This window comes from Flavobacterium sp. FlaQc-49 (assembly GCF_044005985.1).
GTDB classification, from domain to species: domain Bacteria; phylum Bacteroidota; class Bacteroidia; order Flavobacteriales; family Flavobacteriaceae; genus Flavobacterium; species Flavobacterium cupriresistens.
On record NZ_JBIPCS010000001.1, the window covers coordinates 350,284 to 364,273 of the forward strand.

Below are 13,990 nucleotides of genomic sequence, written 5' to 3' on the forward strand. Positions count from 1 at the left end.
GAGCAGCTTACAACGGCCTGCTCTATTTTTATCTTCATCAACAAACAATCAAACAATTATGAAAACTCTTAGTAAAATTCTGTCATTGTTATGCGTAGTACTACTAACAAGTTGTACTGGCAAATCCGATAATCAAATCACAAACGCAACTGATTATGAAAAATATTTACATTTAAATGATAATAAATCCCTTGATTTAGCGCATAAAGAAATTACTTTTTGGCAAAATAAGTTTGATGAAGCACCAAATCAAAGCCCATATTTAAGTCTAATTGCCTCTAATTATGCGGTACTTTTTGAATACACAGGAAAAATTGAAAATCTGTATAAAACAGAATCACTTCTGGAAGCGTCCAATCTGGCAACTCATTATGGTAGAGTTGGAACATTGCGCTCTTTGGCCAGAAATTATATTGCACAGCATCGTTTTAAAGAAGCATTAACCTTGGCTAATACTGCTTTTGCAATTGGCGAAGGCAAAAAAGAAACTCAAAAATTACTTTTTGATGTTCAAATGGAATTGGGTAACTATAAAGAAGCCTTAAGTAATCTGGATGCCATTAAAGACCTTAACGACTATGATTATCTAATACGCATTGCCAAATGGAATGACCATAATGGTGATTTACCTACTGCCATTCAATTTATGGAAAAGGCCAGAACAATTGCAGAAAAAGAAGATAATAAGACTCTACGAATCTGGTCCTACTCCAACTTAGGTGATTTCTACGGTCATGCAGGACGTATTCAGGACTCCTACAACAGCTACTTGAAGACCTTAGAGTTAGATCCTAATTATTCCTATGCACTAAAAGGAATTGCATGGATTGCTTTTTCACACGAAAAAAACACAGTTGAAGCTAAAAGAATAATAGCTTCCATTACCCAAAAACATAACACTCCCGATTTTTATTTACTAAAAGCTCAAATCGCACAATTCGAAGGAAATACAGCCGAAGAAAATAAAAACACAAAAGCTTATCTGACAATGTTGCAAACGCACGATTATGGTGCTATGTATAATAAATACAATGTTTTATTATTTGCAGATAAAAAAGAGACCGCTTCAAAAGCACTTGAAATTGCAAAAATAGAAGTCAATCATCGTCCAACACCTGATTCTTATGATTTATTGGCTTGGTCTTATTACAATACAGGTGATGCAAAAAAGGCTCTCGAAATTGCACAAAATCATGTGGTTGGAAAATCTTTTGAACCTAGAGTCCAATATCATTTGGCTACAATCTATAAAGCTAATAATTTTGCTCAAAAAATTAAGCCAATAAAAGAAGAGCTTCTTAAAAGCACTTACGAATTAGGGCCTAATATGGAAAGTAAAATTGCACAATTGTAAAAAAATCCCAATGAAAAAATTTCTGCTTGCTTTAATCGCCATAACTGGCTTGTATTCTCATGCCCAAACCATAAATGGTAAAATAACGGACCTGTTTGGAAACCCGATAGAGAACGCCTATGTCTTTAATACTACCACCGAAAGTCATTCGCATACCAACGAATTGGGTGTTTTTAGCATAGAAAAAACGGCTATTGGGAATGTTTTAAAAATTAGTGCATTGGGGTACAAAAAAAACAGCTATACAGTGACTAATGAAGCTATTTTGGTTGCGCTGGAAGAAGATAGTTTTCAATTATCAGAGGTGGTAATTCAGCCAAAACTATCGGCTATGAATGTAATATCAAAAATAGATTTAGAGACTACTCCTGTAAATTCTTCACAGGAAATATTGCGCAAAGTTCCGGGTTTATTTATTGGGCAACATGCCGGTGGAGGAAAAGCGGAGCAGCTTTTTTTAAGAGGTTTTGATATCGATCACGGTACGGATATTGCCATTTCTGTAGACGGAATGCCTGTAAATATGGTCTCACATGCTCACGGGCAAGGTTATGCCGACTTGCACTTTGTAATTCCGGAAACAGTTGACAAAATTGATTTTGGAAAAGGAACGTATTATGCCAACAAAGGAGATTTTGATACTGCAGGTTATGTCGATTTTAAAACAAAAGACAAACTTGATAATAGTGCTATTGGTCTCGAAATAGGACAATTTAATACTTTTAGAACTGTAGGTTTGTTCGATCTTCTTGGCAAACAGAAAAGACAAAGTGCCTATATTGCCACAGAATATATACTGACAGATGGTCCTTTTGATTCACCTCAAAATTTTAATCGTATAAACTTATTGGGGAAATATTCGGCAATTTTAGAAAACAACAGCTCCTTCTCTATTTTGGCTTCTCATTTTGCAAGCAAATGGGATGCCTCGGGGCAAATTCCGCAACGTTTAGTCGATGCTGGTCTAATCTCCAGATTTGGATCTGTTGACGATACGGAAGGTGGTAAAACTTCAAGAACAAATTTTAATGCCTCCTTTAGTAAACCAATTGACCAAAATACTTTCATTAAAACCAATGCTTTCTATAGCGTTTATAACTTTGAATTGTACTCCAATTTTACTTTTTTTCTCGAAGATCCTGTAAATGGGGATCAAATAAAACAAAAAGAAAATCGCTCTATATATGGTATTAATGCCGAGTTGAACAAAAAAGAAGATTTCGATACTTTCGATGTTTTATATCAAATTGGTGTTGGGGTTCGTGCTGATGCCACTACAGATACAGAACTTTCACATACGTTAAACAGAAGTACTGTTTTAAATCAAATTAAATTGGGAGATATTGATCAATCCAACTTGTTTGCCTACTTGAATACGGAATTGCATTTCGGGAAATTGATTGTAAATCCGGCACTTCGTATTGATTATTTCAAATTCAATTATCAGGATAAATTAGCTCCTGCCTATAAGACACAAACCGAAAATAAGGCTAAAATTTCTCCTAAACTAAATTTCATTTATTCTCAAAACAACAATTTGCAATTCTACTTAAAAACCGGAATGGGTTTTCACTCCAATGATGCTCGTGTAGTGGTACAAAATAGCGGAAAAGAGATCTTACCAACTGCAATTGGGGGTGATTTGGGTACTATTTGGAAGCCTTTCCCTAGATTAATTATCAACTCGGCGCTTTGGTATTTATACTTACAGCAAGAGTTTGTGTATGTGGGTGACGCAGGCGTTATTGAGCCTAGTGGAAAAACGCAACGTTTTGGTGGTGATTTAGGCATTCGATACCAATTGACAGATTACCTGTTTTTTGATTTCGATGCCAACTACACACATGCAAGAAGTATTGATGATCCTAAAGGAGAAAATTATATTCCGTTAGCGCCTGATTTTACTACAACGGGTGGAATTAGCTTTCAGAAATGGAATGGTTTTTCGGGAGGCATCCGATACCGTTACTTAGACAGCCGACCTGCAAATGAAGACAATTCGATCGTAGCCAAAGGATATTTCATTGCCGATGCCAATGTGAGTTATACGCATAAAAAAATAACGTTTGGTATTTCAATAGAGAATTTGTTTAATTCAGCATGGAATGAAACTCAGTTTGCCACTGAATCCAGATTGCAAAATGAGCCGGAAAGTGTAGAAGAAATCCACTTTACTCCGGGAACTCCCTTCTTTTTGAAAACAAAAATTACCTATGCCTTCTAACTTTACTTTAAATCAATTCAAGTTACTGGTTACTAATTAGTTGATCCTATTTAACGAAAGCACAAAAGGATTGATTTACCTCGTCCTTCAGCTCAATGTCATTAAATTTAAGAATTGCTTTAAAAAAAGTCTCACGCAGATCTTAGCAGAATCAAATAAAAAAATCCGCAAAATCTGCAAAATCTGCGTGAAAAAGCTCTTAACTTAATGACATTGTGCTTCAGCTGGAAGTAAATGATTAAGAGGTGAAGCACAGGCTTTAGCCGAAAGAACCGGGGTATAATTCGGCTAAAGCCATTAAATCTTGAACTACTTGTACTCCTCCAGCTGAATCAGGAGGTTATTCAAAAGGATACTTTTGTAAATATTTTAATTTTCGCTAGAAATTTAGATTATTATAATTCAGAAACGAGCTATAGGTAGTCTAATTTCAAACCTAAAAATAACTAGCCACTCAATTAATTAAAAAAAAACAGTTTTTAAACTCGGGCTTTAAGAATCACTTTTTTTTAGACACCTTCCTCTTGGCTCATCACCTTCATGAAGTACAATTTCGGAGTGCAGGAATTGTGCCGCATCGGCTGAATCTTTTACTTTGGTAGCACTACGTTCTAACATTTCGGCTTCGAACTCTGTAAGGACACTTTCTCTCACTCCTGCTTTTCGCCATTGAGATAAAGGTCTGCAACCTCTTGTAATCCCTCTCGCCAGACTAAGTGCATCCAATAAAGCTTGATTCGCACCTTGCCCTTTAAATGGACTCATTGGATGAGCTGCGTCACCAATTAATGTTACTTGTCCGGCTTTAGCCAACGTTTCGGAGTCGAGCAATTCGCGATCATATACAGGATAACCGGAAATTTGTGCTGCTTTAGTTGCCAATAAAATTTGAGGTATTGGACTGTGCCATTGCGTTCTGCGACATGCTTCTTCTTTAAGAGCTTGAGGTCCCTGAGCACTTAGCTCCTTCGCCTCTTCTTCGGACATTGGAAAACTAAGCTGCCACATCACTGAGTCTGACGCATAAGGCATCATATAAATTCGTTCATTGCCATTTGCGGTTTGAAATACAGTAGCGGAATCTAATAAAGAACTATTGAGATCTTCAAGAGCTTCCAAAGGACAAATACCCAATATTACAATACAGCCCAGGTAACGCAAAGGGCTGCTATCTTCCCCAATAAGTATCTTTCGTACTGAGCTACGAATGCCATCTGCTCCAACAACAAGATCTGCTTTAACATTTTTGATTTGGCCGTCAACTTGAAAGTTTAGAGTTACTTCGCCATCAGCTTGCTTAAAATCGAAAAGCTGATGTCCCCATTGTACCTTGTCCGGTCCGCCGAGTTGCTCTAACAGGGCTAAGCGTAAAGATTGCCTGGCGATATGCACATTGGTACGTTTTGTAAACGTATTTTCTTCGGTCTGCAACCACTTTCGTATGCCCCACTCTCCGATCACTTTTCCTGCTGTAGTATGCACCACATGTCTGGTAGAAATGACTCCCTCCTCTAAAGAAAAAATACCTAATCCTTCGATTGCTTTACTGGCTTGTTGCAAAGTGAGTCCGTAACCTTGAGAGCGCTCATCGAAACTGTTGTCACGTTCAAAAAGAGTGAATGGAATTCCGCGGTGCAAACAAGCTACTGCCAAAGCTACTCCACCGATGCCGCCACCAATAATTGCAACATGCGGGTAGTTTTCGGTATCGACTATTGGAGGCTCAGGAGAGCGAACTAATCCCGAGCCGTTACACTTTAAACAAAGGACCAAATGGGCTTTAGGACGTACCGGAGCTGTCCCCCCGCCATTTGATTTTTCAAAAAGATCTAGTTCTGACTGGTAGCGAAGTCGCACTTTTTTACTGAGTCTTTGGCTTTTTTTGCCACGTCCCTGACATTCCTGACAACTAGTCCAGTTTCCTTTTACATCTTCCACTTTTTTCACTTCCATTTTGGTTCACTTGATCATGACTTTCTTCGATAATAAAAAACTTAGTCGATATATTAACTAATTCTTTTTAAAAAGAGCGCAAATATAATCTTTTGGCTTCATAATCTTGTGCTGCCCTATTTTAATCCTTTAGGTTATCGGCAACAAACACCTGAAACCTTTTGATAATTCCTCACTTAATGAGAATACACCAAAACTGAATGTTATTAAGTTAGGATGTTTTTGCACGCGGATTCTGCGGATTAAGCGGGTTCTACGGATTTTTTTTATTTCATTACGCTAAAATCTGTGTGGTACTTTTTTTGATAATCCTTTACTTAGTGACTTTGGACTAAAGCGCAATGTTATTAAGTTAGGATGTTTTTGCACGCGGATTCTGCGGATTAAGCGGGTTTTACGGGTTTTTTTTATTTCATTACGCTAAAATTTGTGTGGGACTTCTTTTGGTAATCCTTTACTTAGTGACTTTGGGCTAGAACGCAATGTTATTAAGTTGACATGTTTTTTCACGCAGATTCTGCAGATTGTGCGGATTTTTTTTCAATCTGCTAAAATCTGCGTGAGACTTTTTTTGATAATCTTTTACTTAGTGACTTTGGACTAAAGCGAAATGTTATTAAGCTGACATGTTTTTTCACGCAGATTCTGCAGGTTGTGCGGATTTTTTGGTTTAATCTGCTAAATCTGCGTGAGACTTTACAACTTTCCTTTTTCTAGTCTATATTTATCTTTCCTTCCACTATTATTTTGGCATTGCTGATTACTTCAAGTTCAGTGTTGCTACTAATTTTTAGTTGCATAAAGCCTCCTCTTTTTGAAGTCTGATAGGCTCGCATTTCTGTTTTTCCTAAAATTTGACTCCAATATTTAGCCAAAACAGAATGAGAAGCACCCGTAACCGGATCTTCGTTGATACCGATCCAGGGACAAAAACATCTGGAATAGAAGTCATAATCAACATCTTCTGATTTTGCCGTTACCACGACTTCTTTTATAACATCTGAAGATTGGATTGCCTTTGCAAAATCGGGAGTAATGCTCTCTAAGGTTGTTTTGTCTGAAACTTCAATGATTAACATGTCTAACTCTTTTGCAAACTTTGTTGCAATCGGATTGTCAATACCAAACGCCTCATATAGTTCTTTATTTGGAGTATAGTCGATGGCATCGTACAAGGGAAATTTCATTTTTATATTTTCACCTTCGCTACCGGCATGTACTTTTAGATTGTGAAATGTGGTGAAATTTACAAAGGGTTTGTTTAAATGGTGTAAAACCAATTTCGCAGCTGCCAGTGTAGCGTGTCCGCAAAAATCGATCGCAACGGTTGGAGTAAAATATTGTATTGAATATTCTGTATCGCTAGTTTCGGATCTTCTCAGAAATGCGGTTTCCGATAAATTGAGTTCGCTGGCAATAGCTTGCATTGTTGCCGTACTAATCTCCTTTTCTACCAAACAAACTCCTGCAGGATTGCCTTTAAACGCTTGGTCTGTGAAGGCGTCAATTATAAATACTTTCATTATAAATCTTTCTATTTTTATGTTTCGGATCCCCGTAAAACTGCTGCGAAATTGATAAATTACTTCAAAAAACACTAAATACCATAAAACTAAGCGGTATTTACAGCAGTAGCTATAGTTCGCTAAAATAGAAAAGAAATTTAATTCTTCGGTATTAACTAATCCGAATTACAGACCACTGTTCCAACCATAGTGAGTTAGACATGGTTAGAATAACAACAGCGGAACCATTGTCAACACTATCCGAAGTGATTGCCAGCGCTTTGTTGTATTGTGCATGTTTTGGAATTATGATATAGTATGGACTATCATCAAATTTAAGGAATTTCCATCTTTGGTTGTCTCCTCCGTTTTTTTCATGAAGTATAACGGCAGCACCCGCTTCGTGACTGATACCGCTGACATCTAAAACTGAATTTGACGTATTCTCTGCTTTCAGATAAAAGAATCCGTCACCTTCACCGGTATCTATCAATCTCCAATGTTGGTTGGGCTGATCATTAGAATCGTGAACAATAATTGGTGTACCATTTGTACTAACATTCCCTCTCACATCTACACATTTATTAAGACTCAACCTTGTCCGAAGTTCAATAACGTCATTATGTCTTGGATAATTTCCGGGAATGAAATCAAATGGATTGCACGAAACAAGTCTGTTAATCAAATCGTTACCAAGAATCGAATTAGGAAAGTCCATTGCCATAATACCAAATCTTGTTTTTTGCTTGTCGTGTAAATAATTTGTAATAAGCGGATTAACAATACTCGCTATTCCGCTTGGTGAGTACTTAGAATAAAAAATATTGCCACTGGTACCGCTTGAAAAATTGATATAAATAGTATCTGAGCCGGGTGCTGCCAACTCCATTGTTGGTTGAACAAAATTATCGAACTTGCGTTGAACATTTTCTTTCCAATTATCAAATCGGTCTTGTACGTAGTACGAAATGCCATTGTTTTCGAACTTTTTGCTACCATCCTCCGGCCAATTATCATAAAGATTTAAACCAATATCCGGATTACCTGCAAGTCCAAATCGACGGATTAAAACAATCTTACCTCGCGTTTCATATAACTTTGGGATTTTGGTACCGGTATAAAATAAAAAGGGATATTTAGGAATATTATGCTGTGTGAGATCCTTATAAAAATTTTTGATTGTATCACTGGAGGGCTTTTTTTCTTCTATTTTCACAGACATAAAAATGGTTTCGCTGGGATTCTTAGCTAAAAACTCCTTACAATCTCTCAGTACTGTATCTGTAAAACTGAGATCCATATCTGCGATACCATGCCATACCCACAAACTTCCATCATATCTCCCCACTTTTTTTGATTTTAAGCGCATATCTAGAAACCGAATTCCGGTATTTAATTGCTCTGTGATCGTCATCGACTGGCATTTGGTTAAAAAACTAGAAGCATAAGCCGGATATGTTCCGCTGTCATGAGTTCCGGGAATGGTAAGATCATTCAATTTTTTATGATCCGGAATGTATCTCATCCATTTTTTATTAAAATCCGTCATAGCTGGTTGGTTTTATATGAAGCTTTATTCGGTTTTCAGAGAAGCAAAATTAAAGGAATTTCTCTGCGCGGATATCCGTATTTCTACTTGTATTTGTGCTTTTGACATTCAAAAAAAACAAATTTTTCAGAAAATCAAACATTTATAACAAATAGGACATTACGGCATAAATTTACGCAATATCTTCAAAAACAAGTATTTCTACTCGATACCAAAAGTCGGATTTTTCATAATATTGTACAACAATTTAAAGCAGTGGAGTCAGAACCCACTTAAAAAAACGAGGCGGATTCCGAAAAGCCTTATGAGTAGGAAAAACAAACAAACGAATTCATTATGGCAACTTATCCTTATTCGCAGGATGCACTGTTAGTTAACAGCATCAAAGCAACAACTGTAGTATCTATTGTATCAGGAATGCAAGTATCTGTTACTACTTTTACTTCACCAGCAGGAGATTTAGGTAAAATCACTCTTTCGCCTGTACAGCCAACAGCTACAAATGTTGAGTTTAAAGCAGGAGCACAAAAACTACAAATAGACCTTATTAGCTTTAGAGCACAATTCGGACTTGACAGCGGTCAGGTTACTTGTAGCGGACGTGCAACTGATCAAGACGGTAATAACGAGACTGCTTTTGCTAAACAAATTGCTACTTGGTCTTAATTAAAATATCAGGGTAATTTCCTGGGATAAAAGATTTAGAAAGTCCAAGAACAGCATATAAAAATCTAATTTTAACCTATAAATAACCTATTAAAAGTACTATTTATAAGTATGCCCCAATACTTCCTATATTGACATTACCCCAGGAAACTTCCTCAAATCACTCCTCAAAATTATGGCAACCTATCCTTATACTCAAGAGATAATGTTAACGAATAACATTAAATCAACCACTGTCGTTTCTATTGAAAATGGAATGGAAGTATCTGTTACCACTTTTTCTTCCTCATTAGGCGCAATGAACTCCGTACCTGGCTCCTCCTTAAAAGCATCTGATCCTCCAGTCGGAGCACTAGGATCTGTCACGCTTTCACCTGTTCAGTCAAAAGCCGTAGATATAAAATTTGTAGTGGGATCACTAAAAATTAACATAGAGCTAATCACTTTCAGAGCGCAATTCGCACTAGATACAGGTCAAGTTACCTGTCACGGATTTGTCTCAGATCTGCAGAATAATAATCGAATTTCTTTTGATAAAGTAATTGCTGCCTGGTCTTAATTAAAAACACCACGGTAATTCCCTGGGACAAAATAGAGTTATGAAATCAAAAACAGTATTCAGAAATCGAGCTTGTAATATAAATACGTTAATAAAAGTGCTGCTTATAAGTGCGTTTATGGCATTTCCTATAGCGACATTTGCTCAGGATCTCACTACGGTACCCTTGCAGGAAATAACGCCGCCTATTGTCGAATGTGGAACTTCCGGAGAGCGCTATTTTGGTGACTTGGCCATAGAGTACTCCATCGATTCAAAAGGTACTGTTGTAGTCTGTACTTTATATTTAGCTACCGTTTTGGTAGGCATACATTCTTTAACTGCGACTGATCCTATTTACCAATTCGATTTAAAATCCGGAGAAAGCACCACTAGCGGAAGTCTCAGCATTTTTCTGAATTTTTCACCATCACTTTCGACCCTCAAAGCAGATCTGACCTACACCGCTAAAGCCAACAACACCAGCTTTCCTTTTAAAGGTGATTTAGTAGGCTGGTATGTTTATGAGTAGAGATTGTAGATTGTAGATTTTAGATTGTAGATTTTAGATTGTAGATTTTAGATTGAAGATTTTAGATTGAAGATTTTAGATTGAAGATTCTGCAATTTGGAATTTGGAGTTTTCGTTTTTTAGAATTTAGATTTTTTGGAATTTGGAATTTCCATTTTTTGGAATTTAACATTAACCTTACTAAGTAGAATTTATGGCAACCTTACAATTCACAAATACTTCGTCAGGCAACACTTCGTTGTATCTGGCTGCAAAGGACACTAATTGGTTCGCTTATCTTTTGGCAAAAGGAGTGACAGGACCCGAAAGTGGCACAATAGGCCTGGACGAACTGTCCGCTTACAATGGTTATTTTTTATTTTCTTTGAATGCGCCAACTATTGACATTACAACGTTTGTAGGTAATGTATATACCTTTCTTGGTCCGTTGCAAACGTATCAGTCGGCATCGGTTGTTTGGTTTGAAAATCCTAATACAGCATTAACTGCCAGCAATACAACTCAACTGATTTTGACAGGAGGCACCAATGGAAACTATACTGTTCTAACGGGACTTAATTATAATTTTGGAAATAATTATGCTACCCTATTCATAAGTAATAACAGTGTTGCGCTGACTTTGGATACGACCAATAACAGTATGACCATATCCGGTGATAATTATACTTTCCTACCTAATACCCCCTCTTCTAAAAGTGAGATTATGGGCACTATCGAAATTCCATTAACAGGAGTTGGACAAGGACGCATCAGGTTTACCTATGGTTTATATTCCTCCTCTGATTTTAGAAATTTTAATCTCAGCAACCAATACAGCTTTAATAATAATGCCAACAATGGCCTCTTGACGAGAGTTACTTATTCTCTTTTACTAGATGGGAATTTGAACGACTTAGTAACCATGCAAGGCAGTATCTATCCTTGCGACTTATTAAACAAAACCGGAGTAAACACCTATTTTGCTTTTTTAGGACAAACCTATAATACGCATACCCAACTAAAAACAATTACCATACTGCCCTCCTATTATCTGACTAATTTTGGTTATCCCTTAACTTTAATCCCTTATTTTAATTTTATAAATCACGATACTTCTCTAAACTATCCGACAGCAAACAGTTCGCTGTTAGTATTTAGTGAACAAACTCCAGACGATCCAAATGCGGTTTGGTATATGGTTCCTCAGGGAGGCTTATCACTTACGCTCGACATATCATATCAGAAAAATATAGACACCAACAAACAGGTACAATTAATGTGTGGACTGGGTTCTACAGAAACCGTTAGTTTTACGCCACAGTTTATTGATATTAATAATGTAATTACAGGTACCGGGGACTGGCTTTTCTACCAGACCAACCAAAATGCATTTGCACCCCAGTTCCCTATTCAGACTACTCAAAATGTGGTTGGCAGCAATACCACTCAGGAATGGCTCGCTAACAAATATATAACAGCATGGAATGGTGTTGTATTGGCTAATACAGAAAATATACCGGTAGTATATCATGCACAACCTCAGGGATCACCGTTATTCGCACCGGATAAAGATTCTCATTCCCCTTTGTTTAGCCATCTTACCACGGGGTCTGGCGTATTGTCGGACGCAGCGGCTACTATATTTTTTCCTTTGGTACCTTATGGGGTCGCAACGGCAACGCCATCGGGGAAAGTTGATTTTTCATTGTTTGAAAAACAGATCCTTAACCCTACCAGAAAAGCTATTATTGCCAATGCAATGAGTACGCAAAATATCCCTCCTGCATCAGCCAGATTATTAAATTCCAGAGCAACTAACGACGGTATATCCTCTACCAGTCCGCAAGGATTTTATGTTAATGTAGACCCTGCAACCGGAAAATGGAACACTTTGCAACTGGCCAGTAATCAATTTTTAACCTCAAAAGGGGTGCTTTCAAAAATATTTGATTTACAGTTTACTCCGCCAAGTTCCGTACTCCAAACCGCTTTACAATCGAATCAGTTGTTTCTTGTCATTTCTTATAATGAAAAACTGAGTGACGGTACTTATGTGCTGGATAATTTTAGTAATGAAATGGAAATTACCGAATGGCCTTTTATCTTAAATGTACCTAAAGAACCAACCAATGGGAAGTATAAAAACGTCATCATTTTTAAATTCTGCAATGGAAAACTAACCGACAAAGTTCAGAATATTCAGGGATGGAACTCACCGGACACCTTTAACGATACAAGCAGTAACGGACTGCCCAACCTTAGTATGTGGTTACAACAATACATACAAAACGGGATGGATAAATACACCGTACAACACGATAATGACTACTATAACTTTTACAAAATAGCCACAGATCCCAATTGGCAAGGTGTAATTTCACTTGGCGTTGACATCAGTGTACAGGATTTCCCTAAAGAATTACAGGGGTTGTTGGCAGGTATTGATTTAGATAAATTTTATGCCCATCATTTTGGAATTGATATCAGTATCGTAAACAACGAGGCTGGCGTGGTAGCCATGAAACATTCCAGTTCGATGTTTGCCCTGATCGATTATGAAGATCCGACATTTGAAGGTTTTGGATCAGATCCGATAGTTTACAAAGGAAAAGCGCCTATAAATGGTGCTATTGATTATGACTTTGTGGTTTTACAATTAAAAATAGTCTTTACGAATAGTAAAATATACAATTACAACAGTTATTTGGCTTTAACCGTTAATAAATTGTTCGGAGAAAAAATTGACGCCGCCAACAGAGCCAATCTCATTATACTTACCGGAACCTACGAAAACAGCAATGGTGTACCTTCTTACACCTTTACCAATACAGCTGATAATCTTCTGAATCCGGTAAACAACAACATCATTACAGAGGTAGAAATTATAAAATCTGCCTTTGTCACGGTAGTTCCTCAAAACGATGAAACCAGTACTACGGTTAATGCTAAATTCTCTTTTTGGGGATTTATCAATTTTAACGATCTGTCGGGTTTTGATTTGTTTTCATTTGGATCCGAACCGGACAGTACAGTAAATAATTTCAGAGGATTATCCTACTCCAATATGTATGTAGATCTGACCTTTCAGTTGGAAACTCCTACTACAAAAACATTTGTATTTGACATTAGTCAGATGGCATTTGATGTGGGGCAAAGTACGCCACGAAAAGACAGTTTGTATTCCCATTTCCCTTTGCAATTGTCCGGTATTACCAATGGAGATGCGACCAACAGTCCAACTTCTCAAGGATATCTTAATGTAGCTATACCTTCTTTGCAACAACAGCAAAGTGTAAGTGGTCAATGGTTTGCTTTGGTGTTTAACCTTAATATGGGAACACTTGGGTCATTGGCAAGTTCGGCCGGGTTTACCTCTACTTTTATGATGGCTTGGTGTGTTGGTGCAGATGGTGCATGGGCAGGAGTAAAATTACCGGGTGTAAATCCGCAAGCTCCTTCCTTTAGTTTACAAGGCGTATTAAAATTAAATATTGGTTCTATACTGTTACAAAAAGCAACGGGTACTACAGAGACTGCCTATCTGATGAAAATAAATAATATTGCTTTAGAATTGTTCAGTTTATCCTTTCCTCCGGGAGGGAACATTTGTTTTATGCTATTTGGCAATCCAGCTGCCAATGCAAAACCTGAGAGTTTGGGCTGGTACGGATCATATGTAAAAAATTAAAG

At 37.2% G+C, this 13,990-nt stretch carries 9 protein-coding genes; 6 read left to right on the plus strand and 3 right to left on the minus strand.

Features of this window, described 5'->3' with window-relative positions:
• The first annotated feature begins 58 nt into the window (after positions 1-58).
• Both ACHRV3_RS01500 and ACHRV3_RS01505 read left to right on the plus strand, forming a co-directional pair.
• A complete protein-coding gene (locus tag ACHRV3_RS01500) occupies positions 59-1,354 on the plus strand; it encodes a hypothetical protein (RefSeq protein ID WP_395434258.1) in 1,296 nt (431 codons plus the stop codon).
• 10 nt (positions 1,355-1,364) lie between these two features.
• Positions 1,365-3,578, plus strand: coding sequence for a TonB-dependent receptor (locus tag ACHRV3_RS01505; RefSeq protein ID WP_395434259.1), 2,214 nt, complete (start codon positions 1,365-1,367; stop codon positions 3,576-3,578).
• A gap of 492 nt (positions 3,579-4,070) precedes the next feature.
• Here ACHRV3_RS01505 and ACHRV3_RS01510 read toward each other — a convergent pair whose 3' ends face one another.
• The 3 genes from ACHRV3_RS01510 to ACHRV3_RS01520 all read right to left on the minus strand — a co-directional run bounded on the left by ACHRV3_RS01510 (position 4,071) and on the right by ACHRV3_RS01520 (position 8,585).
• Positions 4,071-5,531 carry an FAD-dependent oxidoreductase gene (locus ACHRV3_RS01510; RefSeq protein WP_395434260.1) on the minus strand — a complete coding sequence of 487 codons (1,461 nt, stop codon included), beginning with the start codon at positions 5,529-5,531 and terminating at the stop codon, positions 4,071-4,073.
• A 713-nt stretch (positions 5,532-6,244) separates the two neighbouring features.
• The gene (locus ACHRV3_RS01515; protein ID WP_395434261.1) at positions 6,245-7,054 is read right to left on the minus strand and encodes a PhzF family phenazine biosynthesis protein; all 810 of its coding nucleotides are present in this window, start codon (positions 7,052-7,054) and stop codon (positions 6,245-6,247) included.
• A gap of 154 nt (positions 7,055-7,208) precedes the next feature.
• Entirely contained in the window at positions 7,209-8,585 is a 1,377-nt protein-coding gene (locus ACHRV3_RS01520; protein WP_395434262.1) for a phosphatidylinositol-specific phospholipase C domain-containing protein, read from the minus strand.
• Positions 8,586-8,921: 336 nt separating this feature from the next.
• On the opposite strand from ACHRV3_RS01520, the gene ACHRV3_RS01525 reads away from it, so the two are divergent.
• From ACHRV3_RS01525 to ACHRV3_RS01540, 4 genes are all read left to right on the plus strand, one after another.
• Positions 8,922-9,251: a hypothetical protein gene (locus ACHRV3_RS01525; protein WP_047777496.1), complete on the plus strand. Its 330-nt coding sequence runs from the start codon at positions 8,922-8,924 to the stop codon at positions 9,249-9,251.
• Positions 9,252-9,426: 175 nt separating this feature from the next.
• Positions 9,427-9,810, plus strand: coding sequence for a hypothetical protein (locus tag ACHRV3_RS01530; protein ID WP_395434263.1), 384 nt, complete (start codon positions 9,427-9,429; stop codon positions 9,808-9,810).
• Positions 9,811-9,928: 118 nt separating this feature from the next.
• A complete protein-coding gene (locus ACHRV3_RS01535; protein WP_395434264.1) occupies positions 9,929-10,321 on the plus strand; it encodes a hypothetical protein in 393 nt (130 codons plus the stop codon).
• 193 nt (positions 10,322-10,514) lie between these two features.
• Complete coding sequence (locus ACHRV3_RS01540; protein WP_395434265.1) at positions 10,515-13,988, plus strand: hypothetical protein; 3,474 nt, start codon at positions 10,515-10,517, stop codon at positions 13,986-13,988.
• The last annotated feature ends 2 nt before the right edge of the window (positions 13,989-13,990 follow it).

Coding starts and splice junctions, on each gene's coding strand:
- ACHRV3_RS01500 (WP_395434258.1), top strand. CDS start 59: ATGAAAACTCTTAGTAAAATTCTGTCATTGTTATGCGTAGTACTACTA.
- ACHRV3_RS01520 (WP_395434262.1), bottom strand. CDS start 8,585: ATGACGGATTTTAATAAAAAATGGATGAGATACATTCCGGATCATAAA.
- ACHRV3_RS01515 (WP_395434261.1), bottom strand. CDS start 7,054: ATGAAAGTATTTATAATTGACGCCTTCACAGACCAAGCGTTTAAAGGC.
- ACHRV3_RS01535 (WP_395434264.1), top strand. CDS start 9,929: ATGGCATTTCCTATAGCGACATTTGCTCAGGATCTCACTACGGTACCC.
- ACHRV3_RS01530 (WP_395434263.1), top strand. CDS start 9,427: ATGGCAACCTATCCTTATACTCAAGAGATAATGTTAACGAATAACATT.
- ACHRV3_RS01505 (WP_395434259.1), top strand. CDS start 1,365: ATGAAAAAATTTCTGCTTGCTTTAATCGCCATAACTGGCTTGTATTCT.
- ACHRV3_RS01510 (WP_395434260.1), bottom strand. CDS start 5,531: ATGGAAGTGAAAAAAGTGGAAGATGTAAAAGGAAACTGGACTAGTTGT.
- ACHRV3_RS01525 (WP_047777496.1), top strand. CDS start 8,922: ATGGCAACTTATCCTTATTCGCAGGATGCACTGTTAGTTAACAGCATC.
- ACHRV3_RS01540 (WP_395434265.1), top strand. CDS start 10,515: ATGGCAACCTTACAATTCACAAATACTTCGTCAGGCAACACTTCGTTG.